The 21680-nt window shown below is 66.9% G+C and carries 20 protein-coding genes, 1 tRNA gene and 4 pseudogenes; 21 read left to right on the top strand and 4 right to left on the bottom strand.

From position 1 onward, the window contains the following. Both TR49_RS33545 and TR49_RS33550 read left to right on the top strand, forming a co-directional pair. A pseudogene (locus TR49_RS33545) lies at nt 1-391 on the top strand (DNA topoisomerase IV subunit B); the annotation flags it as partial. 79 nt (nt 392-470) lie between these two features. Then, nucleotides 471-1211 (top strand): methyltransferase, encoded by a 741-nt coding sequence (locus TR49_RS33550; RefSeq protein WP_042388658.1) that lies wholly within the window; start codon nt 471-473, stop codon nt 1209-1211. Between the two features lie 94 nt (nt 1212-1305). Here the strand turns inward: TR49_RS33550 and TR49_RS33555 are convergent, their stop codons facing one another. From TR49_RS33555 to TR49_RS33565, 3 genes are all read right to left on the bottom strand, one after another. Beyond that, nucleotides 1306-1983, bottom strand: coding sequence for a class I SAM-dependent methyltransferase (locus TR49_RS33555; protein ID WP_160311681.1), 678 nt, complete (start codon nt 1981-1983; stop codon nt 1306-1308). 246 nt (nt 1984-2229) lie between these two features. After that, a complete protein-coding gene (locus TR49_RS33560; RefSeq protein WP_042388583.1) occupies nt 2230-3678 on the bottom strand; it encodes an aminopeptidase P family protein in 1449 nt (482 codons plus the stop codon). Nucleotides 3679-3740: 62 nt separating this feature from the next. After that, on the bottom strand, nt 3741-4844 hold the full coding sequence (locus TR49_RS33565) for a ParB/RepB/Spo0J family partition protein (RefSeq protein ID WP_084725701.1): 1104 nt from the start codon (nt 4842-4844) through the stop codon (nt 3741-3743). A gap of 437 nt (nt 4845-5281) precedes the next feature. Between TR49_RS33565 and TR49_RS33570 the strand changes: the two genes are divergently transcribed. The 16 genes and pseudogenes from TR49_RS33570 to TR49_RS46505 all read left to right on the top strand — a co-directional run bounded on the left by TR49_RS33570 (nt 5282) and on the right by TR49_RS46505 (nt 18408). Next, on the top strand, nt 5282-5575 hold the full coding sequence (locus TR49_RS33570) for a hypothetical protein (RefSeq protein ID WP_152627586.1): 294 nt from the start codon (nt 5282-5284) through the stop codon (nt 5573-5575). Nucleotides 5576-5783: 208 nt separating this feature from the next. Then, nucleotides 5784-7193, top strand: coding sequence for a B12-binding domain-containing radical SAM protein (locus TR49_RS33575; protein WP_042388589.1), 1410 nt, complete (start codon nt 5784-5786; stop codon nt 7191-7193). A gap of 49 nt (nt 7194-7242) precedes the next feature. Next, nucleotides 7243-8073: a hypothetical protein gene (locus TR49_RS33580; RefSeq protein WP_152627587.1), complete on the top strand. Its 831-nt coding sequence runs from the start codon at nt 7243-7245 to the stop codon at nt 8071-8073. Beyond that, nucleotides 8063-9310 carry an alpha/beta hydrolase gene (locus tag TR49_RS33585; RefSeq protein WP_042388593.1) on the top strand — a complete coding sequence of 416 codons (1248 nt, stop codon included), beginning with the start codon at nt 8063-8065 and terminating at the stop codon, nt 9308-9310. The genes TR49_RS33580 and TR49_RS33585 overlap by 11 nt, the downstream gene beginning before the upstream one ends. Then, on the top strand, nt 9307-10614 hold the full coding sequence (locus TR49_RS33590) for an AMP-binding protein (RefSeq protein WP_042388596.1): 1308 nt from the start codon (nt 9307-9309) through the stop codon (nt 10612-10614). Before TR49_RS33585 ends, TR49_RS33590 begins: the two co-directional genes overlap by 4 nt. Continuing rightward, nucleotides 10604-10945 carry an acyl carrier protein gene (locus tag TR49_RS33595; RefSeq protein WP_042388599.1) on the top strand — a complete coding sequence of 114 codons (342 nt, stop codon included), beginning with the start codon at nt 10604-10606 and terminating at the stop codon, nt 10943-10945. Before TR49_RS33590 ends, TR49_RS33595 begins: the two co-directional genes overlap by 11 nt. 97 nt (nt 10946-11042) lie before the next feature. Then, complete coding sequence (locus TR49_RS33600) at nt 11043-11759, top strand: 2OG-Fe(II) oxygenase (RefSeq protein WP_042388602.1); 717 nt, start codon at nt 11043-11045, stop codon at nt 11757-11759. Nucleotides 11760-11809: 50 nt separating this feature from the next. After that, nucleotides 11810-12514 carry a 2OG-Fe(II) oxygenase gene (locus tag TR49_RS33605; RefSeq protein WP_042388604.1) on the top strand — a complete coding sequence of 235 codons (705 nt, stop codon included), beginning with the start codon at nt 11810-11812 and terminating at the stop codon, nt 12512-12514. A gap of 91 nt (nt 12515-12605) precedes the next feature. Continuing rightward, nucleotides 12606-13898 (top strand): MFS transporter, encoded by a 1293-nt coding sequence (locus TR49_RS33610; RefSeq protein ID WP_160311682.1) that lies wholly within the window; start codon nt 12606-12608, stop codon nt 13896-13898. A gap of 42 nt (nt 13899-13940) precedes the next feature. Next, nucleotides 13941-14966, top strand: a complete 1026-nt coding sequence (locus tag TR49_RS33615; protein WP_042388610.1) for a biotin synthase BioB — start codon at nt 13941-13943, stop codon at nt 14964-14966. Between the two features lie 135 nt (nt 14967-15101). After that, entirely contained in the window at nt 15102-15836 is a 735-nt protein-coding gene (locus tag TR49_RS33620) for a class I SAM-dependent methyltransferase (RefSeq protein WP_042388613.1), read from the top strand. Nucleotides 15837-16267: 431 nt separating this feature from the next. Continuing rightward, nucleotides 16268-16594, top strand: a pseudogene (locus tag TR49_RS46500) (helix-turn-helix domain-containing protein); the annotation flags it as partial. Nucleotides 16595-16743: 149 nt separating this feature from the next. After that, the gene (locus tag TR49_RS46010; protein ID WP_236653643.1) at nt 16744-17235 is read left to right on the top strand and encodes a transposase; all 492 of its coding nucleotides are present in this window, start codon (nt 16744-16746) and stop codon (nt 17233-17235) included. Nucleotides 17236-17355: 120 nt separating this feature from the next. Continuing rightward, nucleotides 17356-17645: pseudogene (locus tag TR49_RS42055) on the top strand (2-oxo acid dehydrogenase subunit E2); the annotation flags it as partial. 490 nt (nt 17646-18135) lie between these two features. Further along, nucleotides 18136-18270 (top strand): annotated as a pseudogene (locus tag TR49_RS47085) (hypothetical protein); the annotation flags it as partial. A gap of 9 nt (nt 18271-18279) precedes the next feature. Further along, on the top strand, nt 18280-18408 hold the full coding sequence (locus tag TR49_RS46505) for a hypothetical protein (RefSeq protein WP_268874144.1): 129 nt from the start codon (nt 18280-18282) through the stop codon (nt 18406-18408). Between the two features lie 355 nt (nt 18409-18763). Here the strand turns inward: TR49_RS46505 and TR49_RS33635 are convergent. After that, a tRNA-Thr gene (locus TR49_RS33635) sits at nt 18764-18837 on the bottom strand. Nucleotides 18838-19021: 184 nt separating this feature from the next. Between TR49_RS33635 and TR49_RS33640 the strand changes: the two genes are divergently transcribed. From TR49_RS33640 to TR49_RS33650, 3 genes are all read left to right on the top strand, one after another. Next, entirely contained in the window at nt 19022-20122 is a 1101-nt protein-coding gene (locus tag TR49_RS33640; protein WP_042388618.1) for an ABC transporter ATP-binding protein, read from the top strand. Between the two features lie 175 nt (nt 20123-20297). After that, complete coding sequence (locus tag TR49_RS33645) at nt 20298-20726, top strand: hypothetical protein (protein WP_042388620.1); 429 nt, start codon at nt 20298-20300, stop codon at nt 20724-20726. Between the two features lie 69 nt (nt 20727-20795). After that, on the top strand, nt 20796-21584 hold the full coding sequence (locus tag TR49_RS33650; protein WP_042388622.1) for a nucleotidyltransferase family protein: 789 nt from the start codon (nt 20796-20798) through the stop codon (nt 21582-21584). The last annotated feature ends 96 nt before the right edge of the window (nt 21585-21680 follow it).

Raw genomic sequence — 21680 nt, forward strand, 5'->3', positions numbered from 1 at the left:
CCTGCTGTTCCGCTTCATGCGCCCGCTGATCGAGGGCGGCCACGTCTTCCTGGCCCGCCCGCCGCTGTACAAGATCAAGTGGGGCCGGGACGACATCGAGTACGTCTACTCCGACCGCGAGCGCGACGCCGCCCTCGAGGCCGGCCGCCAGGCCGGCCGCAAGCTCCCCAAGGACGACGCGATCCAGCGCTTCAAGGGTCTGGGCGAGATGAACGCCGAGGAACTGCGGGTCACCACCATGGACCTCGACCTGCGGCTGCTCTCCCAGGTCACCCTGCAGGACGCCGCCCGCGCCGACGACCTCTTCTCGATCCTCATGGGCGAGGACGTCGAGGCCCGCCGCTCCTTCATCCAGCGCAATGCCAAGGACGTCCGCTTCCTCGACGTGTAGCTGCACCCGAGGAATGGTTGACGGCGCATGAGGTGAAATGCAGGATCTCGGGGAGAATCTCAGCCGCAAAGGGGGACACGTGTTCAATGCGATTGGCTATGAACTCGGGAAGCGTGATCTCGCCCGGTTTCGGAATCTCCCACCGCAGGATAGATTCACCGCATTCGACCGTGAGTGGAGCCTCCTTCCTGACGTCTGGCCAGGGAACGCGGTCGCCACGAGGCTGTTCACGTCCTGGCTGCCGTACCAAGAAGCCGACAACCTCGCGGTGGTCGGCTGTGGGGCAGGGGTGACGGCGGTCATGGCGGCACTGCATGGCTGTTCGCGGGTGTTTGCCTTGGACGTCAATCCCGCGGCAGTCGAGACCACCCGGCTGAACGCCATCCGTCATGGTGTGGACGGGAAGGTCATCGCACTGACTAGCAATCTCTTCTCCGCCCTCGACGCTATCGACGTTTTCGACATGATCTACTGGAATTCGCCGTTCGTCGAGGCACCAGCAGACCATTACTACGTGAGCGGCATCGATTACGCCGCCTTCGACTCGTGCTACGCGGCGCATCACGGTTTCTTTGCCAACGCTGGCCGACACCTGTCCGGAGGTGGCCGAATATTCCATGGCTTCAGCGAAACCCTCGGAAATCCGGCGCTCCTGAGAGAACTTGCCGCGGAGACCGGATTCCGGGGATCGGCGTACCGGAGGGAGGAATTCGCGGTGCCGACTGGCCCCAGGGACGAGCCAATATCGGTTGACTACGTACTATACGAATTCCACCAAGCTGAGCTGGGCCCTGGTTGCCACCGAACCCTCATCCGATAGATCGATGGCAACCAGGGGCTGCACCATTACCCCTTATGGCAGCGCTTCAGAGACTCAGGGGCCCTCTGGGACCAGAGCCAAGGCCGCACCACATTCAGGCAGGGTAAGCCGTGAACCACGTATGGTCGGCAGTGAGCCAGTCACCAAACCGCAGGCCCCCTGCAGCGAGAACGTCGACCATCGCTTCGTCGGTGATCTGGTAGCTGGTCCAGGCATGAGTCCAGGTCTTCTCGCCAACCTGGTATTCGATCTCGGCACGCATCCGTGGCGGCTCCCAGCGGGCCAGGCGTATGACGCGTCGGATGCCTGCCGTTTCCCTGACCGGCTCCGCATGCTCAAGTTTCTCGAACCAACTCGGTGGGCTCTGCTGGAACACGGCAATTCCGTCGTCCCTCAGATGGCGCCGAACGGTGGCAAGGAAATCTTGGCGCGTGGCAGGGTCAGAATTGATCATCTGACTGGCCAGAAGAACAACGTCGAATGCCCGGTCCAACTCCAGCGACTGGATCGGTGAGCATACCGTCTGCAGACCTGGACTGTGAGCGAGCATATCCTGAGAGTGGTCGATTCCAATCACCTCGTGCCCCAATGCCGCCAGTGGGCGCAGAATGCGCCCCGTGCCGCAGCCGAGTTCGAGAATCGACGCGCCCGGCGGCACAGCGGCATGCACGATCTCCGGTTCGCCGACTGTCGGCAGCAACGCATAGAACTCGACCGCGCATCCATCATTTGTTATGGCACCAGGTCCAGTGCCCACAGGGTTATCATCCACGAGGACTGATTGTGCGGCAGGATGTATGCATCATCAAGACACCACAGCGAACATCGCAATGGCCTGCTAGTTCGTCTTGATGTACGGTACCAAGGCAAGCCATTCGTGCTCGGTCAGCTACTTTAATTCATTCGCTCGCACGGCCAACGCAATGGGGTCGGCCGCCGGGACCAGAGACTCGGTTTCTCTGGTTCCGACTCGCCAACGACGCACTGGCCTCACATCAGTCGAATCGCCCGCGGGATTTCACTCGGCCAGTTCGGAAAGCCAGGTCTGGACCTCAGCGGAGGAACGCGGGAGGGCCGCCGAGAGGTTGCGGTTGCCGTCGGCGGTGACCAGGATGTCGTCCTCGATCCGGACGCCGATACCGCGGTACTCCTCTGGCACGGTCAGGTCGTCGGCCTGGAAGTACAGGCCCGGCTCGACTGTGAGGACCATGCCGGCCTCCAGCACGCCGTCGACGTAGGACTCGGCCCGCGCCTGAATGCAGTCGTGGACGTCCAGGCCGAGCATGTGGCCAGTGGGATGCAGGGTCCAGCGGCGCTGCAGCCCGAGCTCCAGCACCCGCTCCACCGACCCCTCGAGCAGGCCCCACTCGACCAGCCGCTCCGCCAGCACCGCTTGTGCGGCCTCGTGGAAGTCCCGGAAGCGCGCGCCCGGCTTCACGGCCGCGATGCCCGCCTCCTGAGCGTCGTACACCGCGTCGTATATCTTCCGCTGGAGATCGTTGAAGGTGCCGTTGATCGGCAGGGTGCGGGTGACGTCGGCGGTGTAGAGCGTCGTCGTCTCCACGCCGGCGTCCAGCAGCAGCAGCTCGCCGGGGCGGACCTGGCCGTCGTTGCGGACCCAGTGCAGCGTGGTGGCGTGCGGACCGGCGGCGCAGATGGAGCCGTAGCCCACGTCGTTGCCCTCGACCCGGGCGCGCCGGAAGAAGGTGCCCTCGATCCACCGCTCCGAGGTGGCGACGGCCTGCGCCAGCTCGCGCACCACATCGGTAAAGCCGCGCACAGTGGAGTCCACCGCACTCTGCAGCTGACCGATCTCCCACTCATCCTTGACCAGACGCAGCTCGCTGAGGAAGGCGGTAAGCTCCCGGTCCCCGTGCAAGGTGGTGTGCCCGGCAAGGGCCGCCTCGAGTGCCGTGTCGTGCCCCCGCAGTGTCCGCGTGGTCATCGGGCGCTCCTGACAGCCTTCGGCCAGGTCGTCGACGACCGCTCGGACATCCCGGCAGGTCACGCCGAGCAGCTGCCCGTACTCAGTGAGGCTGTGGCGTCGGCCGACCCAGAGCTCGCCCTGTCCGTCACGCCAGAACTCGTCGCTCTCTCGGCCCGACCGAGGCCGCACGTAAACCGCCGCCTCGTGTCCTCCACTGGCGGCGGGCTCGAGAACCAACACTGCGCCAGGAGTCTGATCACCGGTCAGGTACACGTACTCGCTCGACGGCCGGAACGGGTAGTCGGTGTCGTTGGCCCGAGTCTTGAAAAGCCCGGCCGGAATCACCAGCCGTTCCCCGGGGAATCGGGCTGACAGCGCCGCCCGACGCTTCGCAGCGTAAGGCGCCTGCTCGACGGGCAGCACGTCGTGAGGTTCCACGTCGGCCCAGCCGGACCGCATCAACTCGACGAGCTCGGCGGAGGGCTGCTTCCGGGCGGGCCGCTCCGGAGACTCGGCTGCCGGCGCAGGTACCTCGGTCATCTGTGCTCCCCTCATGTCCGAACGGCCTTGCCTTGGTACGGGAAGTACGCCTCCGGGCTGCGTCACCGGGCTTCCCGCCACGCGACGTCGCCTCGATCCATGTGCTGCAGCTCTTCAGCCAGCCGGTCCCACGTCCTGGCGTAGTGGGTCGCCACCTCGGCGAGCGCCTGGGCGCAGTGCGGCGGGACGCCCGCGAGCAACTGCTCCGCGGCCACCAAGCCCCGGGCCTGTCCGTTGAGCCAGCGCAGCAGCGTACGGCCGCTGTCGGTAAACCGGATCGATGGGTCGTTGGACAGGGCTTCCAGGGCTCGAATCCGGAGGTTCACACCCTTTGCGGGCGAGGGGTCACTATCGTCCGGTACTGAGGCCAGGGTGCGCCCCCGCTGAGTGGGGACCATGACGTCGACCGCCCGTGAGGGCTCCTCTCGATCGAAGGCTGTCATCGGGCCCGCCGACTGCGCCGTGGCCTCGCCGTCGCTGAGACCGGCACGCACCTCCTGGCGCAGCCGGTGCGCGGTACTGATAGAGATCCCAGCCTCCCGGGCAACCTCACGCAGGGTCGCACCGGGCTGCTCCGCCAGCAGGCCGAGAGCCTTCTCACGGCGTTCGCTGATATCGACCGGACGCACCCGGCCGTCCCTCCCCACCCGTGCGATCGGCGGATTCGAGTGAGGAGATTCCTCACTCGAAAGACTCGTTCGAGCAGCCCCCACGGTCTTCGGCGAGACCCCTGCGACCTTGGCTATAGCCCGGTCCGACCAGTGGGAATGCGTGCCTAGGATGCGCATGACCGCGGCTTTGCGGTCCCGGAGGGTCAGCGGGAGTCCATGGCGGATGTTGGCCTGGACTGACCGGATGAACACATCCGCCGCCGGCACATCGATGTACCGGACCGCGATGTCGCGCTCGCCGCGCAGGACGGCGGCCTTGAGACGGTGCATGCCGTCGATCACCCGGCCGTCGGCCCTGTGCACGAGAATCGGTTCGAACTCGGCACCGCTTTCAGCGAGGACCTGCACGTGGTCCTCACTCAAGCCCGCCAGTCGAGGTGAGTCGGCCGGAAGCAAGGAGCCGATCGGAACCGTCTGAACCGACTCCTGAGCTTCTTCGGACAACTGCCCCGTTCCCTTCGCTTGTGCGCTCTGTACGCTTTCGTCAATCACCATGGCTTGCACGGGCGTTGGCGGCGTATAACAGCCGCTTCGGCAACCTTGGTCGATGCGACCGCTGGACCTTCGCGATGTCGCCCCCGCAGGCTCGCGCCATGCCTCCACAGCTCCCCCTAGCCGTTGTGGATCTCCTGACACGGAACGTCACAGGTTGACCTGAGACTGTCAAGTGCTTTCGCGCGAAAGCCTTCGCATTCCTCGGCCACCTGACCCGGAGGACTGCCAAACCGGAGCTCTGCACACCATCAAGCCCGGACAAACTGCTGGAAACGGACACTTTTGGCCAGGCCGAACGAATCGCCGGTCTTCTTTCGCGACACGGCCCCTGCAACCGGACTGAGCAGCTTCCATTTCCGGGCGAACGCCGTTGACACCCACCGAGAATCGACCTAGTTTCCAACACGAATTACCCATCCAAAAAGGAGGTGTTCAAGATGGCCGAAACTCTCAAGGCCACGCGGACCCAGGTTGAGGCCGCGAACAAGGCGGCCATGACCATCGACGCGATCGTCGGTCGTCTCACCTACGACGAGGAGTTCGCCAAGAACCTCTCGGTCGACCCGCGCGGCACCATGGAGGCGGCTGGTCTGGCCTTCGACAAGGAGAGCATGGACAGCCTCATGCTCGCCGACCCGAAGCGGTTCGACGGTGCGGCCGAGGCCCTGTTCAACCTCGTCGACGCCGAGTTCCTGCACAAGGTCGCCGCTCCGTCCTGCGACCCGCTCTAAAGAGATCGAGCTGCGGGCTTTGACGCTCGACAGCAACTCTTCGGCGGCAGCCGAATATCCGTGTGATCTCTTGGGTACGTGAAAAGAAATCACGGAGAAAGTGGCCTGGGGCCTGACTCCGAGTCAACCACGATAATGTCGGGGGCGGCTCGGAGCGCCCCAGGCCCCACCATGCATAAAAGCCCATACCTCGGCCGCGGGGAATGCAATGACCGCCGTTCTTCTCGTCAATCTCGCCAGTCTCCCGATGCCTGGGAACGACCCCATCTTCCCCATCGGGCTCCGGTGCATTCAGGATGCCCTCGACCGGAAGCAGCACCGCACCCGGTTGATCGACTTCGTCGAGGACCCGTCAGCGCTCACGGACCTGTCGTGGGCCACCGAGTCATGGGACGTCATCGGTTTCACCATCAGGAACATCGATCCCGTCGACCTCTCCTGCGACGGCCACGTGCCGCACTACGAGGCGTTCCTGGCCCGACTGCGTGAGACCCTGGGAAGCCGGCGACCGCTGCTGGTGGGCGGAGGGCCCGGTTACAGCCTCTTCGGGGAGGAACTGCTCGGTCGGCTCGGGTTCGACGTCGGCGTGGTGGGACCCGGCGAGCAGAGCATGCTCCAGATCGTGGCCAGCCCCCAGAAATACATGGGGCTAGGGCGGAACCTCCCCGGTGCCCGCTACCAGGGGTTCCTCACCGACACCCTGGACCACCCCCAGTCGCTCCTGACGGCCTATGCCTCACGTGGCGGGGCGATCGGGGTGGAGACCAAGCGCAAGACCTGTTACCAGGGGTGCGTCTACTGCCCCTACGCCTACATCAGCGGTGACAACGGCGGCGATCTCAAGCCCACGGAGGCGATCGCAGAAGAACTGCGGACCGCCTACGCGAGCGGCATCCGCGAGGTCTTCTTCACGGACGGCATCTTCAACAGCGAACTCAGGTTCGCCAAGGACGTGGTCCGCACCATCATCGCCGCCGACCTGCCGGACCTCACATGGTCCGCCTACTTCACGCCCAAGCCATTCGACGACGAATTCGCCGACCTGCTCTCTGTCAGCAACGTTGGTCCCGTGATCGTGTCGCCGGACAGCCTGGACGACCGGGTGATGCGCCTCCTCGGCAAGAGCTTCGACAGTCGGCATGTAACCAGGTTCATCGACAGATGCCGGCAGCGCGGCGTGAAGTTCAAGGTCAGCGTCGTGCTCGGCGGGCCGGGCGAGACGCGCGAGAGCGTGCGAGCCACCGCTCGGTACATCAACGAGCACCTCGAGTCCGAGGAGCTGACCCTGAACGTCGGCTACCGGGTTCTCCCCGAAACCGACATGGCTCGTCAGCTCGGGCTCGAGAACGCGGAGATACTCGACCCGACGTTCCATCCTCTGGACCCGGATCTGTTCTCGTGGATCATCCATGACCTCGATAGCCGCTTCCTGGTCACCCGCCGGATGCTGAATCTCATGGCAGGCCGCACGTCCAGCCGGAAGATGCAGAAGATCCCGCTTGGGGCAGGAGGCCCGGCCATGGGCGACGAGGGCCCGGAGTACGTCGCACTCACTCGTCGCATGCTGCCCATCGCCGAGGTCCGAAGTGCCGGGACGGAGAACCATGTCCGGCGTTGACAGGGCGGTACGTCGGCTGGGGCCCGCGAGCGCTCAGGAGATTCTCGAGGTGTCCGGCGGCTTCCGCCTGACACTCACCCGCCTGGAACAGGAGCTGGCCTCCCCCGAGGACTTCCACTGGGTCGGTCTGACCGACCCCTCCGGGCGGCTCTGCGCCGTCCACCGGAGCATGCGTTGGGGGCCTTTCCTCTTCTTCAAGGGCGTCTTCGTCCGTGAGGACATGCGCGGTTCCGGCGCCGCGATGCAGCTGGCGTTCGGGCTGCGCAACGCTGCCCGTGCGGAGAGCCTCACCGGGATCGCCGCCTGGTACGAGCCGGGCATGGCGGAGTCGGGCATCGCCGATCTGCTGGGCATGCAGCCGCAGGGCCCGTTGATCCACAGGGTCGCTCTCCCCTTGGCCACCCCGGACCGTTCGGGGCGGCACGCCCCGTCCTTCACCCCCGCCCGCTGCCCGCGCTTCCGGGGAGAATTGAGGGTGCCCCGTGCAACAGCCTCGGGACACCAGCTGGTGCCTGTCGTGGATCTGTTCGACGGTATGGACCCGGCCCGGATCGATTCGCTTCCCGGCAATTCGGAGTTCACCAGGGTGCACTGGGTGCTCGACGGCAACCGGATGGTGCTGAGCGCCGGCTTCAGCGCGGACCCTGGCGCGCTCGATGCATTGATCACGACGTTCCGGCCCCTTGCCCAGGAGAACGGCGCCGATTCACTCGAGGTACCCTTCCCGGCCTCCGACATCATCGGCGCCCTCCAACTGGCGGCGGCAAAGGCCCGCCGACAGAATCGCGTGCCGATCTGCCTCGGGTCCATGAGCTTCGCCCAGCCATCCGCCGTGGCTGCCCCCTACCTCGTTTCGCCAGGACCGCGCCGTGCTGACTGATGTGAGCCCGCACGAGGCGCGCGCGCTGTGTGCCGAGGGCGACCCGGCCGAGCTGCTCAACCGTCTGGACCGCAGCGGAACGGATGTGGCTGTCGTGCGGCGCCTGCTGGGCAGCCGGGAGCAGTCGCCGTCCCCCGCCGCCGGCACCCGCAAGGTGCCACTGACCGACGCCAGCGGCAGGACGACGGAGATGGCCGTGTATACCCCGAGTGGCACGGACAGTCGCCAGATGGGCGCCCTGATACTGCTGCACGGTGTGGGCGGCAACGGCCCCAATCTGCTGCCACGGTTCAAGGACTTCGCACGGCTGCTGAACGTGTCGATCCTCTGCCCGACAGCGCAACCCGTGCTGAGCCGGTCCAACCGGCTCGACCTGGCGGGGCTGTTCGGCAACCGGTTCGACTCGCCGAGCTGGGACCTGAGTGGCCCGGACTTCTCGACCGCCGCCTTGTACTGGGCTCGCACGATGCTCAATGCCCACCCTGACCGGTGCATGATCGCAGGCACGTCGATGGGCGCTATGGCCACCTGGAACCTCGCCATGAGGTCCTGGGGAAGCTTCTGTGCCGCTGTACCGATCAACGGAGCACTGTCGATGTGGGAGGCGTTCGGAACGGATCGCAGAAAGCGCGCCTTGTTGGTCAACCTGCTCCCGCTTCCGCTCTTCGTCGTGCACGGGGCCGAGGACAGTCAGATCCTCCCCCGGTTCGACCGGGAGTCCGTCGCACAGCTGCGGGCCGCCGGGCACGAGGACGTGCACTATGCGGAAGTACCCGGCGGGCAGCACGCATTGCAGTCGCTCAATCTGCTGGAGGGGGACTCCCCGCTCTTTCGCGAAGTCGTGGGCTGGATGGCCGGCCAGCGCAGAATCGGCGGGGCCGTAACGGTCAATCACCGTACGCTCGACGACCGACACGGGCGCGCCCTCTGGGTGGGTGTCAGGGGGACCAAGTCGGAGGCCGTCGCGGAGGTCCGGGCCGAGCGGCTGTCGAAGGACGCGATCAGCGTCCGGGTGACCGGCGCGCGCGAGGTGCGTCTCCACTTGCGCAGTGACCTGTTTGCACCCGGGCGTGTCGACGTGAACGTCAACGGCGTCCAGCACGCCGTCGAGTTCCGCCCGGAATTGAGCAGGCTGCTGGAGTCCTACCGAGAGACCGGCGACCCGGAGCTGCTCGATGAACACGTGGTCGTCCTACCCGTACCGAAGCAGAACGAAGAGCCGGAGGGGACACGATGAGCGACGACCGTCCTGCCCTGGCGTCAACCGTCATCGCAGGCCGAAGCAGGATCGACGGCCGTTCGGTCGGCGGCGATGACCGTAGGGGTCTCGTCCACGACGGCCTCGCGAAGGCCGGAGTCCGGTCCGGCGACGTCGTGTTGCTGACCGATCCGAACCCGGCCGACCTTGTCACCGCCATGCTGGCGACCTGGCTGGTCGATGCCGTCCCCTTGGTCGCTCCGCACGACCGGAATCTCCCGGACCAGCTCCAGGGGGTGTGTCGGGTGGAGTGCGACCTTCACGTCACCCCGGCCACCCAGCGCGTCACCGTGCCCGGGCTGGACCGGACGGCCGTCCTCATGCCGACGTCGGGCAGCACGGGCACGCCGAAACTGGCCCGCCGAGGGGTCGCCGGGGTACGAGTCGAGTCCGCCGGTTACCGGGACTATCTGGCACTTACCCCCGCAGACCGGGTGGCTGTGCCCGTGCCGGTCACCCACTCCTACGGTTGGGGTGTGGTGATGAGCGCCCTCCTGGCCGACTGCGACATTGACACTACTCCCGCCACCGCGGTGCGGAAACTGGCCTCACTCCTGGACTCGGGGGACGTTTCCGTGGTGGCCCTGACCGCAGGGCTCGCCCGGCTGCTGGTCGAAGTGAAGCGCGCCGGCAACCAGCGCGTCCGCGCGGCGCTGGTCGGTGCCGGCGGCGTGCCCGACGAGCTTGATGCGACCTTCGTGACACGTTTCGGGCGACCGCTGCACCGCGGTTTCGGCTCCACCGAAACAGGCGGAACGTTCCTGGGGACTCGCGGCATCGGCCGCCCGATCGCCGGGATCACGGTTCGGCAGCCGACCGAGTCGGGCCGGGCCGAACTCGTCCTGGAGATGTCGGCACCGGTCGAAGGGCTTCTGGGCGACGAGCCGCGCCGTGTCTGGCATACCGGTGACATCGTCGAACGTGACAGCAACGGCGTCTACCACCATGTCGCTCGGGCCACGACGAGCCTTCGCCTCAACAACCGATACGTGGATCCGGAGGCGATCAGCCACGCGTTGCGTGCGACGCCCGGCGTCACCGACGTCCAGCTCCTGGTTCTCGGCCGCGAGAAGACTCCCGAGATCGAGGATCTCTATGCCGTCGTCGAGGCTCGCCCGGGCATCGGTGCGGACGAACTGGAGCGGCCTCTGGCCGAACTGCCGGCGGGTGTGCCGCGCCCACGCGTTGTGTGCTGCGTCCAGCTCCCCAGAAACGTCCTGGGGAAACTCGACCGGGACGGTCTGATCACACTCGTACGCAAGGAGATCTCAGGTGGAGCCTGAAACCACCGCTGCCCAGCTGGAACTGACCACGCGATATGACGCGGTGGTTGCTGAACAGCTGGTGAAGATGCTGGCGGAACTCGGTGTGGCGGCCGGATCCGCCGAAGAGATCAACGCTGACCAGGTCCTCAGGAACAAGGATCTGGTGGAGCTCGGGCTGGGGTCACTGGACTGGATCAGGCTGGCCGTGTGGGTCGGCAATGAAACCGGCCTGGACTTGCCCCAGTGGGCCCTCGTCGATGCCAGTCACCGGACGGTAGCCGGTTGGGCCGAAGCCCTGGAGCTCGCCGCGCGACCGGGACTCGCTCCCGGCTCCTCGGGCCGGCCCTGACGCGCGTGAAGCTGGCTACGGCCGCAGCGCGCTCGACACGCTTCCACACAGCTGTCTCACGACTTCGCTCAACCACCACGGAGGGGAGACCGACACCATGCAAATCACTCAACGGGGTTCACGGTTCGTCATCATCGACGACTTTCTCGATGAAGCGCCGCTGGCCGAAATCCGCAAGCTGATGGAACGCTCCGCCTTCAACGAGGTGGACAGCGTCATCTACCCCGAGACGGACGGCCAGGCGTACAGGTCCCGGGGCTCCTACCTCAAGGGAGACGGCCTCGACGGCGAGGGTGAGACGGGGCGGCCGAAGGCGTACGAGAAGATCCTCAAGATGGTGGCCACAGAGACCGAGATCTTCGGCCGCATCGGGGATGACTGGGACCGTGCGGGCTTCACGTTCTGGCGGTACCCCGCAGGCAGCCGGTTGAGCTGGCACAACGACGTCGGCGGCGGTCGTGTGGGCGAATTCATCGTCTTCCTCCATGACACCTGGAGGGCCTCGTGGGGTGGCGAGTTGATGATTCTGGACGAGAACCCGCCGCCCTCCGGCGACAAGACGGACAACTTCATCGCCCAGATGGAGAGCCAGGTTCGGCACTCGAACACCAGCCCTGTCGCCATCATGCCCAGGCCCAACCGTCTGGTGCTCGTGAAGGCCGGCACCGCCCATCAGATCAACAGGGTGGATCCTACGGCCGGCGTCACGCGCTGCACCCTCACCGGCTTCATCTCGAAGCAGCAGGGCGCGACCGAGACCGAAGCCCGGAACGCACTCCTGCGGCTGATGAGCGGGCCGGCCGACGCCGCGTAGCCACTTCTCCACCTCACCTGACAGCTTCCGATGAGCGGTAGGGAACAAACATGCAGCTCACCCAGCGCGGAGGAAACTTCGCCGTCTTCGACGACTTCCTCGACGACACAGCTCTCGCGGAACTGCGCACGGTCATGGCCCACTCCAAGTTCTCGACCGCCGAGAGTTCGCTGCTGACGGCCGATGACGGTGCTGCGCTCAGGTCGCGCAGCACCGTCATCCGGAGCGGATCGGATCGGTCCATCGCAGGGGATCCGAAGGCGTACGGGGTCGTCCTCGGGAGGATCGGGACCGAGTCGGCTTTGTTCGGTCAGATGGACGACGATTGGAACAAAGTGGGCTTCACCTTCTGGAACTATCCCGCGGGTTCCCGTCTGGGCTGGCACAGCGACTCAGGTGGCGGCCGGCGAGGCTCCTACATTCTCTTCCTACATGAGGAATGGCGCGCGTCCTGGGGGGGCGAGCTGCTCATCCTCGACGAGGAATTCACAGAACCGCACGAACCCGGCGAAACCGCATCCGTAGAGGCGTGGGTCGGACAGTCCACGCTCAGCCCTCTCGCCGTCCTTCCCCGGCCCAACCGGCTCGTGTTCCTCAAGGCCGGTACGCCACACCAGGTCAACCGGGTCGACCCCACCGCTGCCCTGGTGCGCTGCAGCCTGACCGGCCATGTGACCAAGAAGTCGGAAAACGCCGGAGCCGAAGCCCGTGACAGCCTCCGCCTCTTCGTCAGCTCCCTGACGGAGGTCTCCTGACGGCTTAGCGCTGCCGCACGACGAGCCGGGCGGTCCGCCCCGGTACGGTCGGCAACGTCCGTGCGGCTCATGAATCTTGAAATGGATGGTCATGTCAGTCAACGCCGAGCAACGTCCACGCCTCGTCACACAGCTCTTCTGGGTGACGTCTTGGCGCACGGAAGTGCAGGGGCCCGTCGAACGGCGGCTTGCGGCAGCTCTGACGTGCCTCTACATGGCAACCGGCCTCTCGTTCTCGGCTCTCGCGGTGTTCATGCTTCGCCAGGAGCACCTGAGCCCCACCGAGTACGGCATGGGAGCGAGCGTGGCGGCGGTTCTGGGACTGTTCGCGGGCCCGGCGGTCGGCGCGCTGGCAGACCGCGTCAGCGGATTTCTCCTCTATGCCTGTCTCATGTGGGTCATGGCCGGTGTGACGCTTTGCCTCACCGTGTCACCCCCCGTGGTCGCCCTCGGGCTGCTCAGCGTCCTGGTGGTGTGTGCGCGCGGCAGTGCCGCCGTGCTGGGAGCGCTGGTCGGCAGGGCGGTTAGCCAGGACCGCCGGGTACGTTTCCGCGCCGTCGTCCGGGCCATGAGCAACACCGCCATGATCGTCGGCCTCGGTCTGGGCGCACTCGTCCTGGCCTTCGGGACACGCGCCGCGTTCGATGCTTCCTTCGCAGTCGAGGCTTCGGCACTTCTTGCCACGGGCTACTGGGTGTGGCGGGCACGGCGGCACGGCGGCGCGGACGGCAGCGGACCGGCTAGTGCGCAGGACGCCGAGGAGCGTTCCTCGAGCATCCTGCGGGATCGGCGCGTCGTCACACTGATGGTGCTGAACTGGCTGTTCTGTCTCGCCGAGCCGATGCTGACGATTGGTCTGCCACTCTGGGCCGGGGCACGCATGCGCGTGCCGATGTGGATCGTCTCGGTCGTGCTCGTCGTGAACACGATCGGCGTAGTGCTGGTGCAGGTGCCGGTGGCGCGCCGAGTCACCACCAGTCTTCAGGCCGCCCGCTCCGCCCGGACCGGGGCACTCCTCTTCGCGATCGCAGCATTCCTGTTCCCCGTCGCCGCGTACCTGTCGTTCCATGAGGGCTCCGCTCCGGCTATGGCTGCGCTGGTCCTACTCGCGACAGCGCTCGTCTGCGGCGACATCCTTTACTCGGTCGGCTCGACGACGTTGATGTACGAGCTCGTACCGCAACGCTCGTACGGACGGTCGCAAGGGATCTTCGGTATGGGATTCGACGTCGCGAGCCTGTCGGCGCCGGCGCTCTTCGGGTGGTTCGCCGGCAGTGGGGGCGCACCGGGCTGGTACGCACTCGGAGTCCTCTTCGCCTTGGGCGCGATACCTGTCCAGTGGATACACCAGCAGATCGGCGCGAAGAGCCTCGCGGCCAGCTGAGACAGCCGGGAAATCAAGAGATGAACGAAAGGTCGTACACAAGTGCTTAACGTTCAGGATGCCGTGGAGCTTCTCCTGCTTCGCGGCAAGGATCAGGAGGAGCTCTTCGCACAGGCGCGCGCGAAGCGTTCAGAGCACTTCGGCGACGAGGTGGTGGTCCGCGGTGTCAACGAGATCACCAACCAGTGCCGGGTCAACTGTGTCTTCTGCCCGATGCGCAGGGAGAACACCCGGGCGAACACGGATTTCCGGATGGATTCCGAGAGGCTCGTCGACGTCGCCGCCTCCGTCAAAGCGAGCGGTATCGACGTGGTCTTCTTCCAGGGCGGCGAGATCCCGCAGACCACACGGGTCGTGGGCGAGGCGATCCCGGGCATCCGAGAGCTCTACGACGGCAACGTCGAGATCCTCCTGAACCTGGGCAACAAGCGTCGGAGTGAGTACGAGTACCTTCGCGAACAGGGAGCGACGAGCTACATCCTCAAGTTCGAGACCAGCGATCCCGAGCTGAACAAACAGGCTCGTCAGGAGACGCTGGACTCGCGAATGAAGTGCCTCCAGGACTTGCTTGACCTGGGGTATCGCGTCGGGACGGGTTCGATCATCGGGCTTCCCGGCCAGGATGTTGTCAGCGTCGCCAGGGACCTCATCTTCGCGCGTGACCTCGGTGTCCACATGTGCAGCGTGGCTCCGTTCATCCCGGCTCCGAACACCCCTCTGGCGAACCACCCAGCCGGCGACGTGGAGCTGTCGCTGAACGCCATCGCCGTGTCAAGGCTGCTCGAACCGAACTGGCTCATACCGGCGGTGAGCGCGCTGTCGAAGCGTGCCGGTGAGGGCCAATACCGCGGGCTCATGGCGGGCGCGAATGTCATCACGGTCAACTTCACCCCGAACGAGGAACGCGACCATTACCTCATCTACGGTCGCGACCGCTTCGTTGTAAAGCGCGACTATGCGTCCGAGCTCATCGCCCGCACAGGGCTCAGGACGCGCGGATCGGTCTTCCTCGAGCCGATGACCGGGGGAATCAGCCCGCTCCTGCAGCCCTCGCCAGCCGGCGCTTAGACCGTGGGCACCGCCCACACCGGACCACTCAGCACAATGTATGCCGTCTGCGACATCTGAGATGTCATCCGTGATTGGTTTTATATGCGTCCCGTATCTCGGTACATCCGCACAGTAGATGACGTCCTGGACCTCATGGACCGGCTGTTTCCCGTCACGGCCGATCGCTGGACCCCGGCCGGTGGAGCCGATTTCTGGGACGGGTACTACGCCGACCGAGACCGGCCGATCCCGTTCTTCGTCAACAAGCCGGACGAGCATCTGGCGGAGTACTTGGACTCGGGGCGGATCGCCCCTGGCCGCGTCCTGGACCTAGGCTGCGGCCCCGGCCGTAACGCAGTTTTCCTGGCGTCTCGCGGCTTCCAGGTCGATGCCGTCGACCTGTCCCCCGATGCGATCGCATGGACGGGTGACCGAGCCCGCGATGCGGGTGTGGAGGTGAACCTGTACTGCGGTGATGCGTTCGGGCCGGTGCAGACCGAACTCACAGGCCCCTACGACCTGATCGTCGACTCCGGTTTCTTCCACCACCTACCGCCGCATCGCCGGATCAGCTACTTGCAGCTTCTCGAGCGACTCATGGGGGACGGAGGCCACTTGGTGCTGGCCGCCTTCGCGGCATGGGCACCGGGCTCTGGCTCACCCGTGCCTGACGCCAACCTCTATCGGGATGGGAAGCTGTATGGCGGGCTTGCCTACACCCCTCAGGAACTCCGGTGGATCTTCTCCGGGCTGACCGAAGTGGACATCCGGCCTTTGCGCGAGCAGCCTTCGACCTCGCCGTACTACGGTCCTCCCTTCCTGGTGGGCGCCCTGTTCCGGCGGGATGCTGACGCGTTCTCCGTGGGTGACGAGCCCACCCCCAAGTGAGATCGCAGGCCTGCGACTGGTGTCTGGCCTCCATTCGTTCAACGGCCCGTCGGATCGTCCATCCGGCGGGCCATCTGTCTACGGATAGGCGACATAAGTGACGGCGGGCGCATCAACCTCGGCGTGGCCACCTCCACACGGTGCGGACTGATCGTGCCCAACGTCGAGGACGCGGGCTCCCTGTCCCAGACGGACCGGGGTCTTCGATCTTGAGCGGTGCGCTTCGTCGGGCGGCTGACGTGCTGTCACGATCGGTGACGGGCTTGCTGGCCCGGCTGTGAGGTGCCCGTGGTCCTGAGTGATCATTTCTGTTCTCTACGCAGAACGATCAAGCAGGAGCCACGGGCTTGCCCAACGATACGACGTTGCTGCTCGGCCTCGACGGAGTGTCCGTCGTCCGGGTCGAGCGGCTGGAGGACGGCACCCGGCGGGTGCACCTAGCCACGGCTGACGAGGGAGCGCGGGCCTGCCCGACCTGCGAGGTGATCTCGCTGAAGCCGAAGGGCACGGCCGTCACCAGGCCCCGCGACCTGCCGTACAGCGAACACAGGCTGGAGTTCCGCTGGCACAAGCGCCGCTGGTACTGCCGCGAACCCGCTTGCCCGCGCCGGTCGTTCACCGAGCAGATCCGCCAGATACCGGCACGCGCCCGCCTGACAGCCCGGCTACGGGACGCCGCCGGACGGAGGGTGCGTGACACCGGGTCCACAGTGATCCAGACGGCTCGTGACCTGCGCCTTTCATGGCCGACGGTGATGGACGCCTGCCGGACCGCCGCCACCGAGGTGACCACGGCTCCCCTGCCCGTGGTGCAGGTGCTGGGAATCGACGAGACCCGGCGCGGGCGCACCCAGTGGCGCCAGAGGGCAGGTGGGAGCCGACAGCGGACCAGTGGCACACCGGCTTCGTGGACGCCGCCGGCAGCGGCGGGCTGCTCGGGCAGGTCGAGGGCCGTGCCCCCTCCGACGTGCTCGCCTGGCTCTCCACCACCCCGATCGAGTGGCGCCGCGCCATACGCTACGCGGCCATCGACATGTCCACCGGCTACCGGGCCGCCGTGCGCACCGGCCTGCCCCCCGCCACGATCGTCGTCGACCACTTCCACGTAGTCCAACTCGCGAACAAGATGCTCAGCACCGTCCGCCGCCGCACGACCGCCACCCTGCGCGGCCGGCGCGGACGGGCCACCGACCCCGAGTGGAGGGCCAGGCGCCGACTGCTCCGCAACCGCGAGGACCTGACCGAGGCGCAGTTCACGAAGATGTGGAACGCGCTGATGGACGCCGGGCAGATCGGCATGACCCTGCTCACGGCCTGGATCGCGAAGGAACAGCTGCGCGACGTGCTCGCCCTGGCCCGCACTGGGGCAGACCGCGACCGCGTCGGCCACCTGCGGTGAAGCTCTGCGCGCGCAACGCGCACGGCTTCCGGAACCCGGCCAACCAGCGCCTACGGACACGCTGCGTCGCTACCCGCCGAGCCCGCGGACACCTCCACACCGCTCAACTTCGTTGACCCACGAACCACGCCCGCCGACCTGCGGGGTGGCACCATCACACTCACCAACATCGGGACCTTCTGGATCGACACCGGCACGCCCAACCTGAACCCGGGCGAGGCGGCCATCCTCGCCCTCGGCACCGTGCGCACCCTCCCTGGGTGCACAAGGGTAGGGTGGTCCCCCGTCAGGTCACCACCCTCGCCTGGTCCTTCGACCACCGCCTCGTCTACGACGACCTCGGTTCGCGTGTGCTCAGCGACACCGCAACCATCCTGGAGCAGCCCGAGCGCCTGATCGCCTGGGCCTGAGCGGCCGGTGGACTCCACAGCTTCACGACCCGCAGGTCAGCCGCCTGCGGGTGAGCGACCGCCGAATCCCATACACCGTGGAGGACGGCCAGCTGATCGTCTGGGGACTGAGACTCGGCCGGCGCGACGCCATCTACGGCCGGAGACTGCCAGAGACGGCCATCCTGGTCCCCTCAAGTGAGGACTTCGACCTGCGCTGGTTCACCCTCGGCCAGGTGTCGTGTCCTGACTGCGGCGGCGTGCTGACCCGGTAGGGCTGGGGCCGGTCGAGAAGCCTCCGGGACCGGACGGGACCATCGCGATCCGCCCGCGGCGGGCGAGGTGTCGGTCCGGCGAGGCGACGCACATCCGCGCGCGCCGGAGATGGCGGGCGCGCCGGTCGGGGGGAGCGCGGTGTACAAGGAAGTGCCGGAGATCGCTGAGGCCAGCGGCCACGGACGCCGCCTGGGTCGAGACCTGGCGTGTCTTCACCCGCGAGGACGGCAGCTGGCTGCACCCAACCAGCGTCTCCGACCGCTGCTTCCAGGAGCTCTGCTCAAGAATCGGGCTGCCTCCGGTCCGCCTGCACGACCTCCGGCACGGCGCGGCCGCGCTCGCCCACGCCGCGAGCGCGGCCCCGCACCCGATCAAGGAGATGCTCGGCCACTCGTCGATCGCGATCACCTCGGACACGTACACCTCGCTGCTCCCCCAGGTGGACCAGGCCATCGCCGAGGCCACTTCGCGCCTCGCCTCGCGGGCTGGGAGCCCGTCGTCGTGCTGATTGGGGATGGCGTGTCCGACACCGAACCGGCTGCTGCCAGACCATCCGCTCACGCATCGCTCACGCAGACGGCCCCGGACAAGGTGTCCGAGGCCGAAGAAACCACCAGAATGGCCGAAACTGCAGCTCATCCGGGGTGGAGCCGCGAGCCCCCTGTCGGACTCGGACCGACAACCCCCGCTTTCAAGGGCCCGGCACAAGTGTACCGGCCACAGAGAACCAAAAAGGCCGCTGACCTGCGCATTCACGCCGGTCAGCAGCCTTCGACGGACGCGACCCCCGCTCTTCGTGGAGGCACGCCCCAGGTCACACCCGAATTAGTTGTCCGATATGCCCCGAAATTATGTCCGCTTTGAGCCCCCTGTCGGGTTCGAACCGACGACCCCCGCTTTACAAGAGCGGTGCTCTGGCCAGCTGAGCTAAGGAGGCGCGGTTGGCAGTGTACCGGGCGGGCGGAGTGGGTCGCTGCTGGTTTGTGTGGGCGGGAGGGCTGACAAGCGCACCATCGGACAGGTAACGTCACCCGGAGTTCACTTCGCTAGTGGACTAGACCTCATCCCTTTACAACGGATCGTCCGGCACGTTCCTGCCGGTGAAGGAGAGCAGAAGCACCATGCCTACGGTGACTTTCGACAAGGCCACCCGTCTGTACCCCGGCGGCGAGAAGCCCGCGGTCGACGCGCTGGACCTGGAGATCGCGGACGGGGAGTTCCTCGTCCTGGTCGGCCCCTCCGGTTGTGGCAAGTCCACCAGCCTGCGGATGCTGGCCGGCCTGGAGGACGTGAACGGCGGCGCCATCCGTATCGGTGACCGTGACGTCACGCACCTGCCGCCCAAGGATCGGAACATCGCCATGGTGTTCCAGAACTACGCGCTCTACCCCCATATGACCGTGGCCGAGAACATGGGCTTCGCCCTGAAGATCGCCGGGGTCAACAAGGCCGAGATCCGCACCAAGGTGGAGGAGGCCGCGAAGATCCTCGACCTGACGCAGTACCTGGACCGGAAGCCGAAGGCGCTCTCCGGTGGTCAGCGTCAGCGTGTCGCGATGGGTCGCGCGATCGTGCGTGAGCCGCAGGTCTTCCTCATGGACGAGCCGCTGTCCAACCTGGACGCCAAGCTCCGCGTGCAGACCCGTACCCAGATCGCCTCGCTGCAGCGCCGCCTGGGCATCACCACCGTCTACGTCACCCACGACCAGGTCGAGGCCATGACGATGGGCGACCGCGTGGCGGTGCTGAAGGACGGGCTGCTGCAGCAGGTCGACAGCCCGCGCAACATGTACGACAAGCCCGCCAACCTCTTCGTGGCCGGCTTCATCGGCTCCCCCGCGATGAACCTGGTCGAGGTGCCGCTGGTCGACGGCGGTGTGCAGTTCGGCGGCACCGTGGTGCCGATCTCCCGTGACGCCGTCGCCGAGGCCTCCGCCAACGGCGACACCACGGTGACCGTGGGCGTGCGCCCCGAGCACCTGGACGTGGTGTCCGAGGGCGACGGCGACGCCGGTCTGGCCGTGACCGTGAACGTCGTCGAGGAGCTCGGCGCCGACGGTTACGTCTACGGCACCGCGCACGTCGGCGGCGACGACAAGGACCTGGTGGTCCGCGTCGGCGGCCGCTCCGTGCCGGCGCGCGGCGAGGTGCTGCACGTCGTCCCGCGCGCGGGCGAGCTGCACCTGTTCTCGACCAAGACCGGCGCCCGCCTGACCGACTGACGCCCGACTGGCGTCCGGCCCGCAGACTGCTGCAGGCCGAGCACTCGCAAGAGGTAAGGAAGCCGTCCGGTTCGCCCGGGCGGCTTCCGGCTTTTCGGGAGAATTCCGACACCAAGCTCACTCATTGGAGTGACGCAATGTCGCCAAATCATCACGCCTCGCTAGCATCGCCGCTGTGAAGCAGCTAGTTCGCCGCATCGGCCGATCTCTCGCCTTCGTGCTGCCGCTCGTCCTCGTGACGACCGGCACCCTCGCCGTCGCCAAGGTCTCCTGGGCGCCCCCGGCGACCGCCGACGTCCAGTCGCTGACGGCCGCCTCCGACGCGCAGGCGCCGGCGCAGCACGCCGCCGCCACCCCTCAGGACGTCCTCCGGACGCGCCTGCTGCGGGAGTTGGGGGACAAGAGCCCCGTCGTCGCGCTGGGCGACCTGGAACGGACGATGGACCGCCAGCCGTCGCTGCGGCAGTACTGCTCCTCGCTGGCCCGCGAGCTCGGTCAGGCGGCCGTCCGCAAGTACCACGGCGACGTGCACAAGGCCCTGTCCTACGCGCGTCCGGTCTGCGACGCCTCGTTCGCCGCAGGTACCCTCAGCTCGGCGAATTGATGCACTGATTCAGGTGAGCATCAGGTGACAGGTGGCCTCACCCTCACTTTTGCCTACTAGGGTGAGGCCATGACCGCTGAGCACCTCATCCCCTCCGCCGGGGGGTCGCCGCTGGCCAAGCCGACGGTGACGCAGGCCGTGATCCTGGCCGGCGGCCAGGGATCCCGTCTCCGCCCGTACACCGACGACCGCCCCAAGCCGATGATCGAGATTCCCGGCACGGGTACCCCGATCATCGGCCACCAGCTGCAGTGGCTGGCCGAGGAGGGCGTCACCGACGTCGTCATTTCCTGCGGTTACCTCGCGGACGTCCTGCAGGACTGGCTGAAGACCGCCGACCTGCCGCTGAACGTCACCACGGTCGTCGAGACCGAGCCGCTGGGCCGCGGCGGCGGCCTGAAGTTCGCGGCGGCCTCGCTGCCCCGCCACGACGAGCCCTGGTACGCCACCAACGGCGACATCTGGACCCGTTTCGCCCTGCGCGACATGGCCGGCTTCCACGCCGCCCGCGACGCCCACGCGACGCTGGCCCTGGCCCGTCCCCGCCTCCCCTGGGGCACGGTGGACGTCGACCAGTTCGGCAACATCCTCGACTTCATCGAGTCGCCGCCGTCGCCGTACCTCATCAACGCCGGCGTGTACGTCTTCTCCGCCGAGTTCTCCTCCATGCTGCCGGACCTGGGCGACCACGAGCGCTCCACGTTCCCGCGCCTGGCCCGCGAGCGCCGCCTCTCCGGCTACGAGCTGCCCCAGGGCGTCTACTGGCGCGCGATCGACACCGCGAAGGACCTCAGCGAGGCCGCCAAGGAGCTCGCCTCCGTCCGGGCGGCCGCCGAGGCCGACTCCGCCGACGCGTGACCTTCAATGCCGTGACGTTCGACGCTGTGGCGTTCGACGCCGTCGCGTTCAATGCCCTGACGTTCAGCGCGTAGCGGCGGGACTCAACCCCCGTGG

Origin of the sequence: Streptacidiphilus melanogenes (assembly GCF_000787835.1) — a bacterium.
Lineage (GTDB): Bacteria > Actinomycetota > Actinomycetes > Streptomycetales > Streptomycetaceae > Streptacidiphilus > Streptacidiphilus melanogenes.

Coding starts and splice junctions, on each gene's coding strand:
- TR49_RS33560 (WP_042388583.1), bottom strand. CDS start 3,678: ATGACCGAGGTACCTGCGCCGGCAGCCGAGTCTCCGGAGCGGCCCGCC.
- TR49_RS33565 (WP_084725701.1), bottom strand. CDS start 4,844: ATGGTGATTGACGAAAGCGTACAGAGCGCACAAGCGAAGGGAACGGGG.
- TR49_RS33570 (WP_152627586.1), top strand. CDS start 5,282: ATGGCCGAAACTCTCAAGGCCACGCGGACCCAGGTTGAGGCCGCGAAC.
- TR49_RS33575 (WP_042388589.1), top strand. CDS start 5,784: ATGACCGCCGTTCTTCTCGTCAATCTCGCCAGTCTCCCGATGCCTGGG.
- TR49_RS33590 (WP_042388596.1), top strand. CDS start 9,307: ATGAGCGACGACCGTCCTGCCCTGGCGTCAACCGTCATCGCAGGCCGA.
- TR49_RS33600 (WP_042388602.1), top strand. CDS start 11,043: ATGCAAATCACTCAACGGGGTTCACGGTTCGTCATCATCGACGACTTT.
- TR49_RS33605 (WP_042388604.1), top strand. CDS start 11,810: ATGCAGCTCACCCAGCGCGGAGGAAACTTCGCCGTCTTCGACGACTTC.
- TR49_RS33610 (WP_160311682.1), top strand. CDS start 12,606: ATGTCAGTCAACGCCGAGCAACGTCCACGCCTCGTCACACAGCTCTTC.
- TR49_RS33620 (WP_042388613.1), top strand. CDS start 15,102: ATGGACCGGCTGTTTCCCGTCACGGCCGATCGCTGGACCCCGGCCGGT.
- TR49_RS46505 (WP_268874144.1), top strand. CDS start 18,280: ATGCTCGGCCACTCGTCGATCGCGATCACCTCGGACACGTACACCTCG.
- TR49_RS33640 (WP_042388618.1), top strand. CDS start 19,022: ATGCCTACGGTGACTTTCGACAAGGCCACCCGTCTGTACCCCGGCGGC.
- TR49_RS33650 (WP_042388622.1), top strand. CDS start 20,796: ATGACCGCTGAGCACCTCATCCCCTCCGCCGGGGGGTCGCCGCTGGCC.